The organism is Peribacillus sp. NPDC097284 (assembly GCF_044761765.1).
Lineage (GTDB): Bacteria > Bacillota > Bacilli > Bacillales > DSM-1321 > Peribacillus.
Window position 1 is genome coordinate 281,713 of record NZ_JBIWCZ010000001.1, and the last position, 20,848, is coordinate 302,560.

At 42.2% G+C, this 20,848-nt stretch carries 25 protein-coding genes; 7 read left to right on the plus strand and 18 right to left on the minus strand.

Translation table 11 applies throughout. The features are described 5' to 3' along the window. Window positions 1-7: 7 nt before the first annotated feature. The gene (gene spoIIP / locus ACIQXU_RS01485; RefSeq protein ID WP_402958387.1) at window positions 8-1,210 is read right to left on the minus strand and encodes a stage II sporulation protein P; all 1,203 of its coding nucleotides are present in this window, start codon (window positions 1,208-1,210) and stop codon (window positions 8-10) included. 85 nt (window positions 1,211-1,295) lie between these two features. Continuing rightward, entirely contained in the window at window positions 1,296-2,414 is a 1,119-nt protein-coding gene (gene gpr, locus ACIQXU_RS01490; RefSeq protein WP_402869619.1) for a GPR endopeptidase, read from the minus strand. Between the two features lie 271 nt (window positions 2,415-2,685). On the opposite strand from gpr, the gene rpsT reads away from it, so the two are divergent. Further along, window positions 2,686-2,952 (plus strand): 30S ribosomal protein S20, encoded by a 267-nt coding sequence (rpsT, locus tag ACIQXU_RS01495; RefSeq protein WP_402869621.1) that lies wholly within the window; start codon window positions 2,686-2,688, stop codon window positions 2,950-2,952. Between the two features lie 83 nt (window positions 2,953-3,035). Here rpsT and holA read toward each other — a convergent pair whose 3' ends face one another. Further along, the gene (gene holA, locus ACIQXU_RS01500; protein ID WP_402958385.1) at window positions 3,036-4,049 is read right to left on the minus strand and encodes a DNA polymerase III subunit delta; all 1,014 of its coding nucleotides are present in this window, start codon (window positions 4,047-4,049) and stop codon (window positions 3,036-3,038) included. Window positions 4,050-4,373: 324 nt separating this feature from the next. Here holA and ACIQXU_RS01505 point away from each other — a divergent pair, with 324 nt between their 5' ends. Next, a complete protein-coding gene (locus ACIQXU_RS01505) occupies window positions 4,374-4,508 on the plus strand; it encodes a YqzM family protein (protein ID WP_402869625.1) in 135 nt (44 codons plus the stop codon). Between the two features lie 68 nt (window positions 4,509-4,576). On the opposite strand, the gene ACIQXU_RS01510 is transcribed toward ACIQXU_RS01505, so the two are convergent. The 3 genes from ACIQXU_RS01510 to ACIQXU_RS01520 form a co-directional block, all read right to left on the minus strand. After that, on the minus strand, window positions 4,577-6,883 hold the full coding sequence (locus ACIQXU_RS01510; RefSeq protein WP_402986317.1) for a DNA internalization-related competence protein ComEC/Rec2: 2,307 nt from the start codon (window positions 6,881-6,883) through the stop codon (window positions 4,577-4,579). 21 nt (window positions 6,884-6,904) lie between these two features. After that, window positions 6,905-7,462 (minus strand): ComE operon protein 2, encoded by a 558-nt coding sequence (locus tag ACIQXU_RS01515; protein WP_402958381.1) that lies wholly within the window; start codon window positions 7,460-7,462, stop codon window positions 6,905-6,907. Between the two features lie 83 nt (window positions 7,463-7,545). Further along, complete coding sequence (locus ACIQXU_RS01520; RefSeq protein WP_402986320.1) at window positions 7,546-8,178, minus strand: helix-hairpin-helix domain-containing protein; 633 nt, start codon at window positions 8,176-8,178, stop codon at window positions 7,546-7,548. Window positions 8,179-8,287: 109 nt separating this feature from the next. On the opposite strand from ACIQXU_RS01520, the gene comER reads away from it, so the two are divergent. Beyond that, a complete protein-coding gene (gene comER, locus ACIQXU_RS01525) occupies window positions 8,288-9,118 on the plus strand; it encodes a late competence protein ComER (protein WP_402958376.1) in 831 nt (276 codons plus the stop codon). A 112-nt stretch (window positions 9,119-9,230) separates the two neighbouring features. Here comER and ACIQXU_RS01530 read toward each other — a convergent pair whose 3' ends face one another. Genes ACIQXU_RS01530 through ACIQXU_RS01565 form a run of 8 tightly spaced genes read right to left on the minus strand, consistent with a single transcriptional unit; the run spans window position 9,231 to window position 14,249 of the window. Next, window positions 9,231-9,974 carry a class I SAM-dependent DNA methyltransferase gene (locus ACIQXU_RS01530; protein ID WP_402986323.1) on the minus strand — a complete coding sequence of 248 codons (744 nt, stop codon included), beginning with the start codon at window positions 9,972-9,974 and terminating at the stop codon, window positions 9,231-9,233. After that, on the minus strand, window positions 9,971-10,327 hold the full coding sequence (rsfS, locus tag ACIQXU_RS01535; protein ID WP_402986325.1) for a ribosome silencing factor: 357 nt from the start codon (window positions 10,325-10,327) through the stop codon (window positions 9,971-9,973). Before rsfS ends, ACIQXU_RS01530 begins: the two co-directional genes overlap by 4 nt. Further along, the gene (gene yqeK / locus ACIQXU_RS01540) at window positions 10,327-10,899 is read right to left on the minus strand and encodes a bis(5'-nucleosyl)-tetraphosphatase (symmetrical) YqeK (protein WP_402958372.1); all 573 of its coding nucleotides are present in this window, start codon (window positions 10,897-10,899) and stop codon (window positions 10,327-10,329) included. The genes rsfS and yqeK overlap by 1 nt, the downstream gene beginning before the upstream one ends. After that, entirely contained in the window at window positions 10,889-11,458 is a 570-nt protein-coding gene (locus tag ACIQXU_RS01545; protein ID WP_402869641.1) for a nicotinate-nucleotide adenylyltransferase, read from the minus strand. Before ACIQXU_RS01545 ends, yqeK begins: the two co-directional genes overlap by 11 nt. Before the next feature lie 16 nt (window positions 11,459-11,474). Continuing rightward, complete coding sequence (yhbY, locus tag ACIQXU_RS01550) at window positions 11,475-11,765, minus strand: ribosome assembly RNA-binding protein YhbY (RefSeq protein WP_402869643.1); 291 nt, start codon at window positions 11,763-11,765, stop codon at window positions 11,475-11,477. Further along, on the minus strand, window positions 11,759-12,601 hold the full coding sequence (aroE, locus tag ACIQXU_RS01555; RefSeq protein WP_402958370.1) for a shikimate dehydrogenase: 843 nt from the start codon (window positions 12,599-12,601) through the stop codon (window positions 11,759-11,761). The genes yhbY and aroE overlap by 7 nt, the downstream gene beginning before the upstream one ends. 20 nt (window positions 12,602-12,621) lie before the next feature. Continuing rightward, window positions 12,622-13,731, minus strand: coding sequence for a ribosome biogenesis GTPase YqeH (gene yqeH, locus ACIQXU_RS01560; RefSeq protein ID WP_402986327.1), 1,110 nt, complete (start codon window positions 13,729-13,731; stop codon window positions 12,622-12,624). Beyond that, window positions 13,728-14,249, minus strand: a complete 522-nt coding sequence (locus ACIQXU_RS01565) for a YqeG family HAD IIIA-type phosphatase (protein WP_402869649.1) — start codon at window positions 14,247-14,249, stop codon at window positions 13,728-13,730. The genes yqeH and ACIQXU_RS01565 overlap by 4 nt, the downstream gene beginning before the upstream one ends. Before the next feature lie 461 nt (window positions 14,250-14,710). Here ACIQXU_RS01565 and ACIQXU_RS01570 point away from each other — a divergent pair, with 461 nt between their 5' ends. Beyond that, window positions 14,711-14,851: a sporulation histidine kinase inhibitor Sda gene (locus ACIQXU_RS01570; RefSeq protein ID WP_402869651.1), complete on the plus strand. Its 141-nt coding sequence runs from the start codon at window positions 14,711-14,713 to the stop codon at window positions 14,849-14,851. A 43-nt stretch (window positions 14,852-14,894) separates the two neighbouring features. Here ACIQXU_RS01570 and ACIQXU_RS01575 read toward each other — a convergent pair whose 3' ends face one another. Then, window positions 14,895-15,692, minus strand: a complete 798-nt coding sequence (locus tag ACIQXU_RS01575; RefSeq protein WP_402958365.1) for a phosphatidylserine decarboxylase — start codon at window positions 15,690-15,692, stop codon at window positions 14,895-14,897. A gap of 134 nt (window positions 15,693-15,826) precedes the next feature. On the opposite strand from ACIQXU_RS01575, the gene pssA reads away from it, so the two are divergent. Beyond that, window positions 15,827-16,366: a CDP-diacylglycerol--serine O-phosphatidyltransferase gene (pssA, locus tag ACIQXU_RS01580; RefSeq protein WP_402958363.1), complete on the plus strand. Its 540-nt coding sequence runs from the start codon at window positions 15,827-15,829 to the stop codon at window positions 16,364-16,366. A gap of 56 nt (window positions 16,367-16,422) precedes the next feature. Here the strand turns inward: pssA and ACIQXU_RS01585 are convergent, their stop codons facing one another. Continuing rightward, window positions 16,423-18,210, minus strand: a complete 1,788-nt coding sequence (locus ACIQXU_RS01585; protein WP_402986330.1) for a M3 family oligoendopeptidase — start codon at window positions 18,208-18,210, stop codon at window positions 16,423-16,425. 166 nt (window positions 18,211-18,376) lie between these two features. Here ACIQXU_RS01585 and ACIQXU_RS01590 point away from each other — a divergent pair, with 166 nt between their 5' ends. Continuing rightward, the gene (locus ACIQXU_RS01590) at window positions 18,377-18,670 is read left to right on the plus strand and encodes a hypothetical protein (RefSeq protein WP_402986333.1); all 294 of its coding nucleotides are present in this window, start codon (window positions 18,377-18,379) and stop codon (window positions 18,668-18,670) included. A 189-nt stretch (window positions 18,671-18,859) separates the two neighbouring features. On the opposite strand, the gene sigK is transcribed toward ACIQXU_RS01590, so the two are convergent. Further along, entirely contained in the window at window positions 18,860-19,591 is a 732-nt protein-coding gene (gene sigK, locus ACIQXU_RS01595; protein WP_402869661.1) for an RNA polymerase sporulation sigma factor SigK, read from the minus strand. 331 nt (window positions 19,592-19,922) lie between these two features. Between sigK and ACIQXU_RS01600 the strand changes: the two genes are divergently transcribed. Continuing rightward, entirely contained in the window at window positions 19,923-20,117 is a 195-nt protein-coding gene (locus tag ACIQXU_RS01600) for a sporulation protein YjcZ (RefSeq protein ID WP_402869663.1), read from the plus strand. A gap of 388 nt (window positions 20,118-20,505) precedes the next feature. Here ACIQXU_RS01600 and ACIQXU_RS01605 read toward each other — a convergent pair whose 3' ends face one another. After that, a complete protein-coding gene (locus tag ACIQXU_RS01605; protein ID WP_402958356.1) occupies window positions 20,506-20,646 on the minus strand; it encodes a YrzI family small protein in 141 nt (46 codons plus the stop codon). Between the last annotated feature and the right edge of the window lie 202 nt (window positions 20,647-20,848).

Here is a 20,848-nt window from a genome sequence, read left to right on the forward strand (position 1 = left end):
TTCCAAATTACTTTGCTTCCGATTCTCCCTTGATGCCATCCACAGCCTTAGCATCCCAATACAATTCGCTGAACACATCAGTGAATGCGTCGACCGTTAAATACATTTCCTCGAATGTATTATCGACGCCTCCAATTTCCAAAAGCATTGCATTACCCGTCAAATCCTGATTGTAAACTCCATTATTTCTTGCCCCGCCCTGTTTCATGACCCCACGCGAGATACCAGGGTATTTTTTTTCTAACGCTTTATGCATTTTATTGGCAAGTGCCGCATTTTTTTCATAATTCGGGTTGTCCCCTCCCACAACAAAAGCTATCTTGGCGTATTGTTTGCCATTAATGGTGATCGTCGTATGTTTTTTCCTTTTGGAATCACGATGGATATCGATGAGATATTCTATATCCTTATTATTCGCCATTGCCGTCTGAACGGTTTTACGTGATTCCTGGTACGCTTTTGCAAAATTCAAGCCCTTGCTATTCAAGTTCCCCATCACATCCGTTTTATTTAGAGAGGCTCCTATACCTTTATCCGCGAGATCGGCGGTCATCCGTGTTCCGAGTTTTGTAATATTGATTTCAGAATGATACGCAAGATCTGGGTCGGTGACACCCTTTAGATAAGGCAGGTACGACTCCCGATTATGGCTATGATATATTTCTACCACCTTGCGGCCATTGGTCGTTTGCTTGGGTTGATTGGGCGTTGTCTTCTTATCAGGTTCTTCTATTTCATCCAGATTTTGCAGAGATGCATCTCTTTCATCATTCATCACCTCTAAAGGTGGTGGAGATTCATACGGCATATTCGTATAGTTCGTTCCTTCACCTGCGACAAGGATCTCGTTATCAAAAATCGAGAACCCTGGTAATTCCCGACCTAGCAAACTACGGGGATCCTCCATTGAGATGTTGGTCGAAAGCTTTACTAACTGCTCCATGACAATCGATTGTTCTTTTCCTTCAGGCAAGGCACTGAAGAAGTAATGGTTTTCATTGGCCAGCATCGAAAATAGCATTTTACCTGAAAATTGGTTAGCGACAGTATGTACGGAATTCGAGGTAATGCGATATTCCGGCCGTAATGAAGTCATGACCCCGCTGACGGAAAAAACAAAAAGAAGCAAGGCTAGGATACCTAGAAACGTTTTTACAATTGTTGATCCGTGAATAGCTGTAATAATACCTGGAGATTTTCTCCTTTTCATCCGTCCACCCTCTCTATAGCTTGTCTACTAATACTTATGACTTTGCTAGAGAGGGTAGAACACCATTTTTGGGCACTAATACCGTTTAGCGGGTGTAGAAGCCCGCATTACCTTGATTGATTGATTCATGTAACGCCGCATTCAAACCGTTGGCTATCAGATTGGCCATATCTTCAATGAATACATCGACTTCCTTTGGTGTAACCATTAAATTATGACCTAGTGGCGAGAGCACTTCATAAATCAATTTACGCTTCTCTTCATCCGGAAGCACACCGACCATTCCCAAGAAAGTTTCTCGTTCCTTCTCTCCTGGCATATCCTCATCTTTTAGCTTTTTCCTTTTTCCGAAGCTGAATCCAGCGGGGGCCAAGGCGCGTGAAGGCCGACCGCCTTCTTTCAGTTCCTTGCCAAAATGCTTCAGGATATAATCGATTGTGTCGCTCGTGATCGATACGGCATCGACGACAGTAGGGATCCCAATGGCGATAACAGGGACGCCTAATGTTTCCTGGCTCAATTCTTTGCGTTTGTTCCCTACCCCTGAACCGGGATGGATGCCCGTATCCGTTATTTGAATGGTTGAATTCACCCGGTCAATGGAACGAGCCGCCAAGGCATCTACAATGATAAGGAAATCCGGCTTGCTTTTTTCAATGACGCCTTTGATGATGTCACTCGTCTCGATCCCCGTGATTCCCATCACCCCGGGAGAAATTGCGCTGACCGGACGATATCCTTCCTTTACCGACTCCGGCTGCAACTCGAATAAATGTCTCGTAACGACCAAGTTTTCGATGACAGCCGGTCCGAGTGCATCAGGGGTGACATTCCAGTTACCCAGACCAACGACTAAGCAACCGCTTTCCTTTGTGAGCTTGTTCCTTTTCAAAAAATACGCTAACTCGTTGGCGAATACCTTTTCCACCCGTTGCTGCGTATCCGTATCCTGTTGGCGGATCCCTTGGACCTCTATCGTTAGGTAACTCCCCTCTTTCTTGCCAATCTCCTTTTCCCCTTCCGCCGTGACCTCAACTAGGGAAATCTTCAAATCATCCACTTCTTTTTCTTTAATGATCACACCTTCAATATGGGAGACATCCTTCTCTTCGACGACACCTTTCATTTCAAGGGCAATTTCTTTCGCTTCAATTGCCAGATCTGTCCGAATACTATAATTACTTAGGTCCAAATGTTTCACCATAGCGCCTCCTGCTGTTTATATGAGTCAAATCTAGTATTTTAATCATCTCTCTTAAACATTCTTTCATTTTAGCTTTTGTATTATTCATTTTTTTGGTACAATACATTATGACGAGATGAATTAATTTCAGAAATTATAATTACTTTTCGATTCTCAATCTGGAGTATTGCATAATCTTAAGCAGTCTGATAGAATATCATTTGTGCTATTTGATATGGATTTGAAAAGTCGAGTTCATATAATCTCGATTTCTTTGTAGGAGGTGAACGGAATGCCAAACATTAAATCTGCTATTAAACGTGTGAAAACTAACGACACAAAACGCGTTCATAACATTACAGTTCGATCTACTATGCGTACTACAGTGAAAAACGCTGAAGTTGCTTTAGCTGGAGAAAACGTTGAAGCTGCTAAAGAAGCTCTTTTAACAGCTGCTGTAAAATTAGACAAAGCTGCATCTAAAGGATTAATCCATAAAAATGCGGCAGCCCGTAAAAAATCTCGTTTAGCGAAAAGACTTAACGCTCTTAACGCTTAATGAAAACGAAACGACCTTCCGGGTCGTTTTTTTTTATGCCCAAAAAGGGGAAAGAATCATTCCATCCCCTCCCCTTTAAGCCTTCATCTGAATTTCAGTAGTAGTAATTCTAAAGTGATTGCTTTATCAGCCTGACCAGTTTTCATCCGATAATCCGCCTCAGCCAAGTCATCTATAATGCTAAGCAGCTCTTTCACCTGAAATTTCCCTGTCTTTTCAAGGGCCAGTTTCACCCTGTATGGATGCACCCTCAATTGTCCCGCGATTTTTTGCTGACTATACCCTTGTCGAGATAGTTCCTTCACTTGATACATGAGCCTCACTTGTCCAGCCATCACACTCAAAATCTTAATGGGCTCTTCATTTTGCCGAAGTAGATCATGGAGAATGGTCATGGCACTTTCCATTTTTCGTTGCAAGACCGAATCAACCAGGGTAAAGATATTCTGTTCAAGCGATTTAGCCACTAACTTTTCGACAACTTCCGTCGATATCCGCTTCTCATCTTCTACATACAATGCCATTTTATCCAGTTCGTTCGTCAGCATCATCAAGTTTGTACCCGCAAGCTCCAAAAGGAGTTCCGTGGCTTGATCATCGATCTGCACCTGATATTCTGCGACCCGTTCTTTGACCCATACCTTAAGCTCACGGTCGCCCAGCTTCTTCGCCTCAATGAGGACGGCCTTACGCTTCAGTTCCTTGGTGATTTTTTTCCGCTCGTCCAGCTTCTCGTAAGGGGCCGTCAAGACCACAATGGAATAAGGAACAGGGTCCGAGAGGTAGGCTTCTAATCTTTTCACATTATGTTCTACCTTGGACTTTGATTTTTCCGCTGTCAGGAAAAATGGGTTCTGCATGAAAACAAGACGCCTTTCCCCAATGAAAGGGAGGGTCTCCACGTCTTCAAGAGCCGTTTCGACCGGTGTCTCCTCTAAATCAAATTGAGAAAAGTTAAAGTCCATTTCATCTTCATGAAGGACATGCTCTATCAAGAGTTGCTTCGTTTCATTAATTAAATAGGCTTCTGTTCCATATACCAAATATACGGGAGCGAATTGCCCTTTTTTTATATTCTTCCAAACGTCTAATACCAATAGAATCCGCCTCTTTTTTATGTATTCTTCTCTAATGGTATAGTGGGAGGAACCATTTGACAAGCTATAAAGGGAACTAGCCCCTAAGGTCTAGTTCCGGATCTATATGAACGCTCTCAAGAAAGGCCCTAGGAAAACTTCCTTGAAAACGATAACCATTCATGTAGAACAATTACGTGCTTGCTTTGTTTGTACTTTTATTTTGACCTCAATTAAGCAAACTATTTGTGACAACTCTTGTCAGTAAAGGAAATGAAGAATGTGACCTGTGGATTTTTTTTTGGTAATGTTTTATACTATTAGCAGAAATAGGAGGGGTAAACAATGAACGAATTCGAAAAGAATGTCCAATCGAAGACTGATGACGTCGCTGATTCCGCAATCGGATTCATCGCTTCATTTGTATTTTTCGCTGCCATGTTCACCATTGCTGTCGTCGTTAAAGCAGTAGGATCCTAATTTTCATGCACTTATTTTTCCCTGATGGAGGCTGCTGATGCAGTCTCTTTCTTTTGGATTTCTACATACTATGGAAGAATCTTCCGAAAGGTTCCTCCCTTTTTAGTATATTTGTAAATGACGGCTCCATCTTCGTCCGTCCTGAACACCATGATTTTATTTGCTTTCATCGACTCCAACACCTGGCCGTGTGGATGGCCATATCTATTCTCCTTTCCTACGGAAATGATGGCAGCTTTAGGGTGTAATTGCTCTAGGAAGGGGATCGAAGAAGATGTTTTACTTCCATGGTGGCCCACCTTCAAAATATCTGCCCGTAGTTTGGGAAATGCATCGATGAGCTCCATTTCCCCCGGTTCACCCATATCACCCGTGAAGACCCAGGAAAGCCCACCCATCTCGGCATACAAAACAACGGAGGCCTCATTCGTATTTTCTTCCTTCTTGTGGGGATTCAACACATAAAATTTAGCTTCCCCAACGCTCCAAGAGTCGCCTCTTTTCACCATCTTGATTCTTATACCCTTGTCTCGGGCGACAGGTATAAAGTCTTTATCCCGATACTGCTCCTCGCCCCAGCTACCAATAATTACTTCCTCCACCTTGAAATTCTCGATCAACTTTTTTGCACTTCCCATATGATCAGCATCCGCATGCGTTAAAATCAGCTTGTCCAAATGATGGATTCCTTTACTTTTCAATAGCGGGATTATAGTATCTTCTGCTGTATTATAGGTCTTTCGCTTCTTCTTCCATTCCTCCAGTGGAAATGTGATTTGCCCCCCTGTATCAATTAAATAATTCCCGGCGTTAAACGGCAGGGTAATCAAAATCGAGTCACCCTGGCCAATATCAATGATCTGCACTTCACCGAAGGGAGATAGCTTTTGAATATTGAATTGAAGAAGTAAAAGTAAAATGAACATCCCCCACCAAGTTTTACTTGCGCGAAAAGAAGTCTCCCAATTCACAAACAAGCCCAAAATCGATACAAGTAGGAACAATAGCATGATAAAGCCTGGTTTACCAAACGAGACCGAGGCCAGGGGAAAATCAGAAGCCAAGTCGGCGGCACGATTGCAGAGCGTGAAGGTCACATTAAGGAGTGTTATGAGTGGGTGGCCGAGAGCTGGCTCTAAAAGATTCACAACGACCGTTATTAATGAAAATGGAAGCAATATCACGGAATAAAGAGGTACATACAAGACATTCAACAGGACACCCAGGAGGGAAACTTCGTAAAAGTGGAAAAGCAATATCGGGAGGGCCGCCAATTGACAGCTTGTGCTAATGATGAGGAGCTGCATGATCTTTTGGGGATAGTGCAAGAAGATGCCCGAGGACATGATGATGGAAAATGTGACAGCGAAGGACAGCTGAAAGCCAATGTTATAAAGCATGTTTGGCTGAAGAAATAACAAAACCAGATAAATGACGCCAATTGTGACACTCGCTGAAAGCCTTTTTTTAAAGAGCATCAGGATAAAGAACAACATGGCCATCAAACAGGAACGCATGACAGAAGGACTTCCGCCGGATAATAGTGTATACATCGGCAAAAAGACCAGGATGAGGATTATCATTCTTTCGCGGGTGATGCCGATACGAATTCCCAAATAAAATAACATGCCCGTTAACAGGCTTACATGAAGCCCCGAAATTGCCAAAAGATGCACCAAACCAAGCCGCTGGTAATTGGTAAGGTCCTCTTCATCGATTTCACTCTGATCTCCAAAAATCAGGGCTGTGACAAAGCCACTCGATTCTTTAGGAAAGTGTTTTTTGATGTAGGAAATCCCTTTCATCCGAAAATTGCGAATCGAGACGACAAGAGAAGCCTTTGACATTTTACATTTTGAAAAAGAGATCGAATCGGCTTTTACTATCCAGTGGGTGTTCTGACGGGAAAGATACTGCTGGTAATCGAAGCCGTTTTCATTACGGTGTGGCTCAGGGACCTGCAAACTTCCCTGTATCGGACAGGATATTCCCGTGCGCAAGTGTTGATTTAAACCTTCCTTTTCTTGTTCGGAAGCGATAGTATATCGTAAGAGGAGTTGTTCGCCTTGTTCACTTGTGACGAACCCTTTTAGCAAATTCCCATCGAGTTTTGGCTGGGAAGTAAATGTTACGAGGAAGTGACTTTCCGATTCATCATATATGGACTTGTTTCGAATTTCGGTTATGGAAGCGGAGCTTATAAAGATCCCCATGATGACAATATGAAGGATGAGGACCTTCCACTTTCCACCGCTCCAGTAAAAAAGAAAACATAAGAAAAACAAAATGCAGATTAAAAGCTTCATGCTTAAATTCGAATGGGCTGTAACGCCCAACGTGGCAGAAACCGCTAAGAAAAGAAGGTGTCTGGTCATGCCCGCCCTCCTTTTCATTTACTAATCAAATAACCGCTTGGCCTGCTTTTCCAGGTCCAAAACTACCTCTTTTCCAAGACCGTTTTGTTCCAGTTGACTTAACAAAGATAAAACAAAGTCCTGCTTCTCTTTGCCATTCACGTCGATGGCCCCTTTTGCTTCAACCTTTTCCATCTTAACTCCGGCTTGTTCGAACAATTCAATAGCATAAGGATGGTTTTTGTAATCCTCTGCATAGTAAACAGCCTTTATCCCGGCCTGTATCAGCGATTTACAGCATTGTAAACACGGAAAATGCGTCACATAAATTTCTGCTCCCGCTGTCGGCACGCCAAATTTGGCACATTGTAAAAGCGCGTTCATTTCAGCATGAATCGTTCTGACACAATGATTATCGATGACATAACAGCCATCATCGATACAATGGGTGCCACCCGCAATCGAGCCGTTATACCCACCCGCAATAATCCGGTTATCCCGCACAATAGTTGCCCCCACAGTTAGACGAGTACACGTGCTTCTTAACGCTAACAAATGGCTTTGAGCCATGAAATATTGATCCCAGCTAATCCGATTCATGTGTTGTCGTCCCCTTTGACTCAGTAAATTTCTTTCTTCAATTTTACCTTCTTCCCGTCCTTTTGTGTACCCATTCTCATTATTTATTGAACCGTAATCGAATCCTTTAACTTTTCAAACGTTTTATCCCCGATACCAGAAACGTTTTTTAAATCCTCCACCTGCTTGAATTTCCCGATTGTCTCCCTATATTCAAGGATGGCTGTGGCTTTTGACGGACCGATTCCAGAAAGCGTTTCTAAGTCCGCTTGTGTGGCTGCATTCAAGTTCACTTGACCTCCCGTACTACTAGAAGCCATGGAACCAGTTGGAGCGGTAGCAACATTCGCAGGACCCTCTACATCTTCTTCGCCTATCTTCGGTACGTAAATGACCATTTGGTCCTCCACAAGCTGTGCCAGGTTTACTTTATCCATATCAGCCTTATCCGTGAAACTTCCTGCTTCGGTAATCAAGTCAATTACCCTATCGCCAGCTTGTGCCGTAAATACACCAGGAGCCCGGACGGCCCCCTTCACATCGACTTTCATAATTCTGGGTTCCGATTCGGCTTCTGGCTTCGTTTCTTCTTCCATCTCTTCGTTTGCGGAAGCGGCAAAGATATCTTCTGTGCCAGCCGTTTCGTCTTCTGGTTGAAAAAAAAGATAAAAACCTATTACCACAATAACGATGGCAACGGCTACCACTGTTAGTTTCTTTTTGAGGATTGTCTCCATAATTAATTGAGCTCCTTCCGTATCATTTCATCATTCCATTGTCATAGGACAGGGTAAACGGCCATAGTGTTTATTGAGAAGTTGTGCTTCTTTGAAGGGAGTTGTAGTCATGAAGAAAATCGGTGTGATCGGTACCGGAAATATGGGGACGATTTTAATAGAATCGTGGCTTGAAGCGGAGGTATTGAAGCCAAAGGATTTAATCATTACCAATCGAACGCTTTCCAAAGCCTCAGTATTGAAGGAAAAGCATCCTGGCATCCAATTGGCGGCAAGTGCAGTTGAAGTCGTCCATCAAGCTGATTTTATCTTTCTCTGCGTAAAACCTTTACAAATCCATAGCCTATTGCAGGGCATCAAACATCATATAAAAAAGGAACAATTACTCATATCCATCACAAGCCCTCTCTCTGTCTCTCAGCTTGAAGCAGAAGTTAAGGGGCCATGCGCACGCTTTATTCCCAGCATAACGAACCGGGTCGGTTCAGGGGTATCGTTACTGAGCTTCAGTGAAACGTGCAGCAAGGAGATGCAGGAGTCGCTACAGAAGCTTGCCTCATCCATCTCAGAGCCAACCATCATCGATAATGACATCACCCGTGTAGCCTCTGACATAGTCAGCTGTGGCCCTGCATTCTTTAGCTATTTAGCACAGGCATTTATTGAAGGGGCGGTAGACACGACGAAAATCGATAAAAAAACGGCAACGATTTTAACGGAGAACATGTTGATAGGATTGGGGGAACTGCTGGGTAAAGGCATTTACACCTTACCGACCTTACAGGAAAAGGTGTGTGTAAAAGGCGGGATAACAGGTGAGGGAATCAAAGTTTTAGAAGCAGAAACCGGAGAGATGTTTCATCACCTTTTTCATGCAACACATGAAAAATTCGCAGAAGATCTTGAAGAAGTCGAAAAACAATTTGGCCATCCCTACTAAATATTCGAGAACCAAAATCAAAACTCCTTCCCAATAAAAAATAAAATAAGGGTCAGACCCCCTTTCGTGCATCGCTGTGCGAAAGGGGGTCTGACCCTTATTATTTCCCATATTATTTCCTGGCTACAAAAAGGATTCGTTCAGTTTCGTTAACGGGCGGTTTTTCTTCTAGGTCCGCGAGTATTTCGAGGGTTTCGAATCCTGCTTGCTGCAACCATTGTTTGTATTGTTGAATCGGATAGGTCCGCTGGTAATGTAATTCATCGAAACGGTCATATAAACCGCTTTGATCGTCCCTGACAAAAAAGCTAAGGTCATGCTCGACACTGTATGGTTCTTCCCCCGGGAAACTGTCCCAAATGTAGGAGACTTCTTCATCATTGACGGCAAACGTATTATTGTAAAAGATCTCTTCCATCTTATAAATCGAATGGACATCGAACATGAATAATCCGCCTTCCTTCAAATGATCATGAACCCGGCTGAAAGTTTTTACAATATCCGCTTCCTCGCGAAGGTAGTTCAGCGAATCACAAAAAATCGTGACACAGTCATATAGACCAAGCCCTTCGAGTTCTGCCATATCCTGCTGAAATAAAGGAATCGATAATCCTTGCTTCGCCGCTTTTTCATTGGCAACCATCAGCATTTCATCAGATAAGTCCACACCGGATACATCAAAACCATGCTGCGCCAGTTCAACGGTAATCTCACCGGTACCACAGGCCAAATCCAGTACTTTCTTTCCTTCTATCCCATATTGCTCTAGCTTCGCCGTCAGAATTAACAACCATTTTTCATAGGGAGCATCCTTCATTAATTCATCGTATACATAGGCAAAGCGTTCGTACGTCATTGAGTCAGTTCACCCTCAAGATCTTCGAAAGGTGCATCTCCCCATAGACGTTCAAGGTTATAATAGTTTCTTTCATCTTTATGGAAAACGTGTGCAACCACATCACCTAGGTCAACAAGTACCCATTTCGCTTCATCAAAACCTTCAAGGCGCTTAATATTGATGCCCGCTTCGTCCGCTTTGCTCTTCATTTCACGTGCGATGGCTTGTACTTGTTTTTCGGAATTACCATGACAAATCAAAAAGTAATCCGCCACCAAGGAAATTCCCTTCATATTTAAGGCAACGATATCTTCCGCTCTTTTATCGTCCGCCGCTTTTGCTGTAATTGTTAGAAGTTCACGTTCAGTCATTACATCTTCTCCTTCAAATTCATGATTAGATCATTATATGTCTTAAATGTATCAGGGTAAATGGCCTGATTTCTTTTCATTAAAAAGGCCACTGTATTTCGCAAAGCCTGTATGACAGCCTGATCCAGGTTTTCCTTGGCTGTCTGCCTCACTTCGTCGACCCCTGGGAAAGAACGCCCTGGTTCAATATAGTCGGCAAGATAGACGACCTTATCCAAAAGGCTCATTCCCACCCGGCCTGACGTGTGATAGGCGATTGCATCAAGTATTTCACGATCGGTGATCCCGGCCTCTTTTTCTACCAGGTAAGCACCAACCGGGGCATGCCAAAGCTCCATATTGTATTCCAATAGGTCCGGTGCCATTTTTTCAGAGATGATGATTTGCTCCATTTCCTCTTTCGGACGAAATTTTGCATAATCGTGAAAAATGGCTGCGAGTTCCGCCTTTTTGACGTCGGCACCATATCGTCCTGCAAGTTCAATCGCAGACTCGACCACGCCCAAAGTATGAATATATCTACGCTCGGTGATTTGTTCTCTGACAAGCGCTAATGCTTCCTCACGATTCATATAAGTCATTCCCTTTTATATACTTCACCACTGGATCGGCTAATAAGTATTTCACGGTTTTCCCTGTCCTTAACTTCCTTCGGATCATGGAGGAGGAGATGAACATCTGTGGGACTTGAACCATCGTAATAGGGTAGTCCGTTTTTTCGTTATAGCCCGGCCTTTTCACCCCGACAAAGTTCACAAGCTTGACTAGCTCGTCAATACGATGCCATTTAGGTAAATACTCGATCATATCCGCACCAATGATGAAAAAGAATTCTGTGTCAGGTTCACGCTCTTTCAGCAATTTCATTGTATCATGTGTATAGGATGTGCCTTTTCTTTCAATTTCAATACCTTCTATATAAAAAGAGGGATGCCCGGCTATAGCATCTTCAAGCATAGCCATCCTGTCCAAATCGGTAACTTCCTCCGTTTTTTCCTTATGGGGAGGAACATGATTGGGCATAAATCTGACTTCATCTAACTCTAGAGCATCTAGCACTTCATTAGCAATAATTAAATGTCCGATATGTGGAGGATTGAATGTACCGCCAAGAATTCCAATTTTTTTCATAAGATAGGTAGGTCCCTTACGGTAATTTAATTTGTTTGTTTTCTCTTGATTCTTTATATAATACGATTGTATTACCGATAATTTGAACCAATTCCGCTCTTGCACCTTTTGATAAAGCACGTCCTACTTCATTACGTTCCTCATCACAGTTTTGCAGGATGCTCACTTTAATCAATTCGCGTACTTCTAGCGCCTCACCAATTTGCTTGATGAGATTGTCATTGACCCCGCCTTTTCCAACTTGGAAAATTGGATTTAGATGATGGGCCTTTGAACGTAAAAATCTTTTCTGCTTTCCTGTTAACATGTGTTACCTCCTAGTTTGTTCAAGACAATATCTGTCATTCTTGTTGTGTCCGGCTTGATTCCGGTCCAAATCTCGAAAGCATACGCAGCTTGGTTGACGAACATGCCAAGTCCATTAAGCGTTACCGCTCCTTTTTCCTTGGCTTCACGTAGAAACTGCGTTTGCAAAGGATTATAGATAATGTCACTGACAAATGCACCGGCCTTAAGCTGGTCTAACTTCATTGGGGATTGATCCAACTTCGGACTCATCCCGCAAGATGTTGTTTGGATGATCAAATCATATTGTGATAAGCTTTGTTCCGCCTCGTCAATCGTGAGCGCCTTTGATTCTTTATCATATGGGCAATCAGAAACAAGGTGGGCTGCCCGGTCCTTCGTCCGGTTCGCGATATCAACTTGCTTTACCCCTTCTTTAACAAGGGTAAAGTAAATGGCACGTGCAGCACCGCCCGCTCCGATCACTAACGTTTTTTTAGCCTTAATGTCACCTGATATTTCATCGCATAAAGATCTATAAAATCCTATTCCGTCTGTATTATACCCTATAAAGCGGCCTTTTTCGTTAAAAACTGTATTTACTGCCCCGATGGCAAGCGCCAATTCGTCTACCTCATCGAGTAGGGGAATGACTGGGGTCTTATGTGGAATCGTTATGTTAAACCCTGATACACCAAGGGCTTTCATGCCTTTTATCGCATCGGGCAAACTATCTGGTTTGACATGAAAATGATGATAAACGGCCTGTATATTTTCTTTTTCAAAAGCATCATTATGAATGTCCGGAGACATCGAATGAGCAATTGGATCCCCTATTACACCAAATATCTTCTTCATGGAATCCCTTCCCCTATGGATTAGATTAATGATTTACGGACGATTACGTTAACGCCTTTCGGTACATGCGCAACGACCTTTGCTCCTGGTTCATTGACTGTAACCCAGCCAAGACCTGAAAACACAATATCCATTTTACCTTCTTTTAAAGTAAACTCATGCGGAATCAATTTCGGGAATTCTTCCAATTGAGCCGGACGTGGAGGCGTCAGCATTTCTCCAGCATGATTCTTATATAATTCATCCGCTTTCTCCAATTTCGTACGGTGAATGTTCAATTCATTGGAAAGATAACATGTCAGAGAGCGTCTGCCTCCTGATACATAATCCAAACGAGCCAATCCGCCAAAAAACAACGTTTGAGCTTCATTCAACTGATAAACCCTCGGTTTGATTTCCTTCTTTGGCATGATAACCTTGAAATCACGTGTATCAACATAGTGGGCCATTTGATGGTGGTTGATGATTCCTGGTGTATCAATCAAAGCTTGTCCGTCATCCAACGGGATCTCAATCATATCCAAAGTCGTTCCAGGGAAATGCGAAGTCGTGATGATATCCCCTTCACCGCTCACTTCTTTAATGAGGCGATTGATGAAAGTTGATTTCCCGACGTTCGTACAACCGACGACATATACGTCCTTACCATTCCGATATTTTTCTATCGCATCAGCCGCTTCAAGGATATGTTTTCCCTTTTCTGCACTGACAAGCAGGACATCGACTGGATTCAATCCCAATTCCTTCGAAGATTTCTTCATCCAATTAATCAGTTTATTCGGCTTTACCGATTTTGGAAGCAAGTCTACCTTGTTTCCAATCAATAGTACGTCATTATGTCCGACAAATCGGTGCAATCCAGGCAACCAACTTCCATTGAAATCGAAGATATCGACGATTTTAACAATCAAAGAATCGGTTTCTCCCACTTTATTCAAGATTTTCAAAAAGTCATCGTCCGTTAAAGAAACATCTTGAACCTCATTATAATGTTTTAATTTAAAGCAACGCTGACAAATGATGCTTTCTTTTTCCAGTGCGGATTGAGGGGCGTAGCCCAATTCCTTGGGATGTTCTGACTGGACTGTCACACCGCACCCGATGCATACTAATTCTTGTTGGCTGTTCAATTGTGTTCCTCCCATTCTATCATTCCTTTTCGTTTAAAGAACGCCATGATCTTTCTTTCGAAATAGCGGTTAATTTTCGTTCTGAATTCATCCGTTTGTGCGACCGGTACGACGAGGATCGTATGGAATCCTCCCCTATTTCCTCCCAATACATCCGTCATCAGCTGATCTCCGATTACTACCGTCTCTTCCAACTTCAAGCCCATTGCCTTCCGTGCTTTATGGAAGGCTCTTGCCATCGGTTTTCTCGCCTGATGAATAAAGGGAATCTGAAGGGGGTCGGAAAAAGAACGAACGCGTTTCTCATTATTATTCGATACAATCGTCACTAAAATCCCGTGGGCCCGTAATTTATCGATCCAGATAATCAATTCAGGGGTAGCGGTGGGCCTATCCCACTCCACCAATGTATTATCTAAATCAGTGATCACTCCTTTTATTCCCTTTTCTTTCAACTTTTCAGGATCTATATCAAAAATGCTTTGAACATGTTCACTCGGCAAAAATAATTTAAGCATACTGACACCTCTGTATTTTCTTTGAAATTTACCGTCTCTATCATATCGAATTTTCGGCTTACTTTCAAAAAATTCGTGAAAGAAGGGCTAATCGTAAAGAAACATCATAATGTATGTTTTCTAATATGAAAAGGCATTTTTCCAACAAGCTAAAGAAATCGATAACTTGAATCCATGAGTCACCCTAAAAATTACCAATAGTTTTCGACAAATATTGCCTACAACCAACCTGTGGATAACTTTACTAACATTTTCCATACTGATATGTAACATCTCACTTACTTTGTAAACAACTTAACCACAGGTTATCCACTTTCGGTTGTGGATAACAGAACGATTGTTCTCCAAGTTTATTTCTGATACAGTAGGGGTACATCAAAGATGACTTAATAATATATGTCTAGAAATGCAAAGTATTCCTCGCATTCCAACTGGAGGTGGCAGCCGTAAATGGCGTTCTAATGCAAAAACTATCCGATGATTTGTTGCTTGAATCCTATTTTAAAGCAAGGAATTTAAAGCTGAGCTCTGATTTCATCCGTCTAATTGAAACAGAAATCCATCGAAGGTCCTTAACACATAGAATTCGCTCATTATTTTAATATGGGATACATAGGCTGACAAATCCTGTTAGCCTTTTTATTTTCATACCCCTTCTTGCTTGGCCGCCAAATGTCCAATCGTTTCACCGACCCTGACATCAGCAGGAACGGATAAGCTTTCGGCGAGTCTAAAGCGATCCTTTTCAAAGAGCAGAACGACGGTTGAACCGAAACTGAAATAAGAAAATTCCTGTCCTTTTTTCAATTGCCTTGAATCATCCGTTATGACGATGGAATTGATAAACATGGCGCCGACCTTGACCATGGTTATGCACCCTTCCTCGCTTTGTAATTCTGTAATCGTACGATAATTTTTGGCCAAGGGCTCCTTACCATACTTCATCCCCCATTTATTGACAGGGTATGACTTTTTCCCAAGTGTCCACCTTTTGATTACAGAACCGGAAATGGGCGCATGAATCCTATGATAATGGCTCGGGCTTAAGTATAACACGAGATATTTACCGCCTAGGTATTTTTCTAGAAACAGAGCATCCCCCACCATTTCTTCCATAGAATATACCTTTCCCTTAACGACGATTTTTTTATCAGTACGAATTTCTCCCGCGTCCTCGAGAACGCCATCGACCGGACACGCCACCGCAGAGCTGTCGGTCGTAACCGGTCTCGTCCCCTGTTTTAGCTGCCTTGTAAATAAATCATGCAAATTCGTATAGGCATTCATGTCATTGTTGAACTCTTGTTGATCAAGGTTGAATTTTTTCACATATAGAGGAATCAAGGGCCTACTCCATCGTGATTGGCTGAACTGTTTTAATAGGCCTGAAGATACTCTTCCATTCGTGAGTTCTATAAGAATACGATAAAATGTTTGATACAACTATACCACTCCAACTTGTTAAAAAATTCAAAAAGCACTTGCATAAATTGCGTTCATTCCAATATTATTATATAATAAATACTTATGTTTACTATTCTTTACTTTATTTTGCTTTTTTTGAAGGGAGGGAAAAGATGTTTTTATTACATGCCCTAGATCAAACCATAAAAAAATTGAAAACCCAAACAGCCAATATTATAACTCTAATGAACTTATCCCTCGGTGGATTTGCCATAATAGCCGTGATACACGACCAATTAAATCTTAGCTTGCTTTTAATTTTCCTGGCTGCCCTAGCAGATCGATTTGATGGTATGGTTGCGAGGAAGTTTAACATTGAATCGGAATTAGGTAAAGAGCTTGATTCCATGTGTGATATTATTTCTTTTGGAGTCGCACCCGCTCTACTATTATACCAAGGAATATTAATAGAATTCGGTGCCCCAGGAACATTTTTAACTGTTTTTTATATCGGTTGCGGAGCATACCGCCTTGCACGCTTCAATATAAGTGAGAATAATGGATATTTTACCGGCGTACCGATTACCGTCGTTGGCTGTGTGGCCACACTTAGCTACCTGGCGATCCCTTATTTACACCCGGTCTTTTTCTTATTTCTTATGATTCTATTATCTTTACTTATGATCAGTCCATTTAAATTGAGAAAAGTTTAATTGCTGAAGGAAGCGGGCGCCCTAATCGGGCACCCTTTTTTTTGCAATTTTCCGCTTCATGCCTTTCGAACAAGTGGATCCGTCAAACGCATAAATTCCTCAACATCCTGCATACAGGTAGAAACCGCTTCTTGCCAAAAACCTCGTGTGGTTATATCGACACCCAAATGCTTCTTAGCCAAGGATTCCACATTCATCGAACCTGTATCCTGAAGCAGGGCGATATACTTCTCTTCGAATCCAGCAGGTTCATTCAGAGCTTTCGCATAGATACCTAACGAAAATAGGTAACCGAATGTGTACGGGAAATTATAAAATGGAACATCGGTGATATAAAAGTGAAGCTTCGAGGCCCAGAATGTCGGGTGATACTCATCTAACGCATCCCCATATGCCTCTTTCTGAGCATCGACCATCAGCTCATTTAAACGCTCAGCACTTACATATCCTTGTTTTCTTTCCTCATAAAACCTAGATTCAAATAGAAAACGGGCATGGATATTCATTAATAACGCCACGGAGCGCTGAATTTTATCTTCTAGAAGAATCAGCTTCTCTTCCTCACTGGATGCTTCTTTCAAAGCTGCATCCGCTACGACCATCTCAGCGAATGTAGAAGCTGTTTCAGCCACGTTCATGGCATATGAGCGATTTAATGGATGGATATTCCCCATCACATGGGAATGGAAGGCATGTCCCAACTCATGGGCCAATGTCGATACATTCGAAGGCGTTCCCGAATAGGTCATAAATATCCGGGATTGATGATCCAGTGGGAAGCCTGTACAAAAACCGCCTGGTCTCTTGCCTGGTCTATCCTCCGCTTCAATCCAGCTGTCTTTGAATGCCTTTTGGGTGAAATCCGCCAATTGACTTCCGAATTTCGAGAATTGTCCAATAATGAAGTCTGCCCCTTCTTGATACTCCATTACTTTCGATGTGGCCGTAACAGCAATAGGTGCATCCAAGTCAGCCCAACTCAGTTTTCCCACTTCAAGCATTTCAGCCTTTCTATGTAAAAACCGCACAAGTGGTTCTTTATTGTCAGCTATGACCTGCCACATGCTTTCAAGCGTCTCTTTCTTCATCCTGCAGATTTCCAGGGGTTCCTTCAAAATATCGTTCCAGCCCCTTTTTTCATTCACGCTAATCCGAAAGCCCGCCAAATGATTCAAGGTCCTTGCAAACAGTTCACCCTTTTCTTCCCATGCACGTTCCCAAGCTGTAAATAATTCGTTTCGGACACTTTGGTCCGGACTGGAAAATTTATTTGCCGCCTGACCGATAGAAAGCTCTTCCCCTTTAAACGGAACCGTCATCGAACCGACGAGCGTATCATACATTTGGCTCCATCCTTCAAATCCGTCCATGGACAACTGGGTGATCAGCGACTCTTCCTGGACCGAAAGTTTCTCTTTAGCATGGTCTCGACGCTCATTCAATACATAGGCCAGTTCATTCAACGGTTCTTTCTTGAAGACATTCTCGAACCAATCATCATTTAACTGGACCAGTTTTTCATCCAGTCTACTTAAAGCGACTTTCAAGGATGCTTCCACCTTCATCAGTTTGACCCTTAACTGACCTGCTTTTTTATCCTGAACATTTTGGGCCTCAAGGCAACCGATAAAAGCCCCTGCTTGTTCCATTTTCATTTTGGTGACTTTGTAAAGATCGAGAGCCTTGATCAAAGTCTTTTCACTACCCTCTGAATTCAACAGACACACAGCTTGATCCAATTCCGTCACTTCTTGTTTGATTTCATCCATTAGGAGCAGAAATTCCGCTGAAGAGCTTCCCCCTTTAAAAAAGACATCCAAATCCCACGTTAAAGAATATCCCATACATAATTCCTCCTTATTATCAACAACACCATTATAGAGGGTCCATCCATTTTTTCCTATTCATAAGGAAGATTAAGTAGATTTTTGTCTAATTGTTTTCCCGCTTTCCATTTTATAAGCATGATATGATTGATGTACGTATTAATCGAAAAGTTGGTGGTCCTTTTTGAAGTTCATTATCCACTTTTCAGTCATTGCCCTTCTCCTCTGGACACTGCCCCATTCCTACCAGCAGCATACTCCATTGACCCTTGAAGAGGGCCATGACGTACACCTTTTGAAGAAAATCGAGAAGAAGTTTGCACTGATACCTTTCTTGAAAGTCAGCCTAATCCTCATCGTTTTGCTAGTGAAAGAATCATGGATATTCCTGTTCCTTTATTTCCTCTCTGCCTTCCGCCGACGTTTTTTCAATCCTGTCTTTTATCAGGCGAATTACATAGCTTCTCTCACTCACTGATTTTACAAAAAAAATCGAGGAGTGATGGATATGTGGTTCCGCCTAATCATGATTGGAATCTTTTCGTTAACTGCATCACGTCTATTTCTGTTCCAGGGCATTGAAATCTACCATGCCTTTGCAGACCTGATTCGCAATAAATAAAAAAACGAAGAGAGTGCGGAAGCAAGAATCCGCACTCTCTTCGTTTTACATCCCATTATCTTTGGCCTTCTTTTCCTTCTCTTTCTCCGCACGATAAAATTCATGGAACATCTTCATCAAGGCACGCTTTTCAATTCTTGATACATAGCTACGAGATATGCCCAGTTCTTTAGCAATCTCTCTTTGCGTCTTCTCTTTCTTTAAATCTAGTCCAAACCTTCCAACGATGACTTCCTTTTCACGCTCATCCAAAACACCAATATACTTCTTCACTTTTTCTATTTCCATATTAAGCTGAATCGTGTCAATGACATCCTCTGATTCTGATTTCAATACATCAATTAAACTGATTTCATTTCCTTCTTTATCTTGACCGATTGGATCATGCAGGGAAATATCCTTTTTCGTTTTTTTTGTTGCACGTAAATGCATCAGGATTTCATTTTCAATACAACGTGCTGCGTAAGTGGCAAGCTTCGTGCCTTTACCGTCGGAATAGCTTTCAATAGCCTTTATCAATCCAATGGTCCCGATTGATATCAGATCTTCAGTATCTTCACCGGTATTCTCGAATTTCTTGACGATATGGGCCACTAGCCTAAGATTATGCTCGATGAGAATATTACGGGCTTCCCCATCCCCTTCACTCATAAGCTTCAGATACTTCTTCTCATCTTGTGAAGATAATGGCTGGGGAAAAGCATTATTTTTCACATAGGAAACTAATAAGTAAAATTCCTTGATGAGATAACCGACTGCAGTAAGTATTCCAGGCATTGGTTTCATCCTCCCGCCTCATTGGGTGTTTCCTTATCCATACCTATGCGGTTGTGGGCTTGTTCTTGTCTGTACCACAAAAAGAAATCCTCCGCTTGGTTCATTACGTTGCTAGAGAGTGTCTACCTGCATGGATTTTCTCTGGAATATCCATGATTTTAGGATTCAAGGATTGATGAACCTGTCTACAAGATGCCCACAAAAGCACCTAAGCGATTAATAGAAAATATGGGAGGGAAATCATTCAAGAAAACTCCTTTTAAAATCCCAATCAAACATAGACAAACTTACATATAATGATAGGGAATTTAAGCGGAAGGGAGGGATTTGTATGGGATACGGCTATGGACCATACGGATATAATTACGGTGCTCCATGCCCAGCACCTTGTTATGGCGGAGGTGGATTCGGTCTTGGAATCGCCTTGATCGTCGTCCTCGTCATCTTACTGCTGTTATTCGGATTCTGGTTCATTCCTGGTGGATTCGGATTCGGGGGCTGCGGAGGACCGGGGCCATGCTGTTAAAATAGAAAAAACTCGGCCAAGTGCCGAGTTTTTTCTATTTTACATAGTCCATGATGCTGTGCAGCGGTTTATCGGCATCGACAGAAACATTTACAGCGATTACTGTTCCAATGACAGTCGTAACAACCAGTACCATTACGATTGAGAACATTCTGAATCACTCCTTATAATTGAACCTGTCTTCAATTTACCACGTTAATGTGATTGCCGACCGCTGCTATTATGAACACTTTTCATACAATCCATGGCGATACTGTGAAGATTGCCTTACCTTCGTTAGCCGGTATCCTTCTCCTGCCAGTAGCAACACTTTTCCCCTTTTATAATAGCCCATTTAATCATATTGATCTCCACCTTTCATTTTAATATTTCCTACGTGCCCCTTAGATTAGAAAAAAGGACGATGCCTCATTGCTTTATCTAGGTGCTGCTCACGTAACTTCCTGATTCGATCTTCTTGCAAACATTCCTCAGCAGTCATTTTCCTCATTTTGATCGTGATTGTAAAAAACAGCATATTCAGTGTCATAATATCACCTCCTTTAAGGGGGCGGCTTACCAAAAAGGCATAAAAAGGCCGCAGAAAGTTCCTTCCTCCTGCGGGATTTTAAAAAATATAAAAAGGCCGCAGGGTAAAAGGATTCTCCCTGCGGCCATTATGTCTGAATGATTAATAAAGCCCATTTGCTTTAAGAATATTCCGCATGGCACAGGTCGAATAGTATATGATT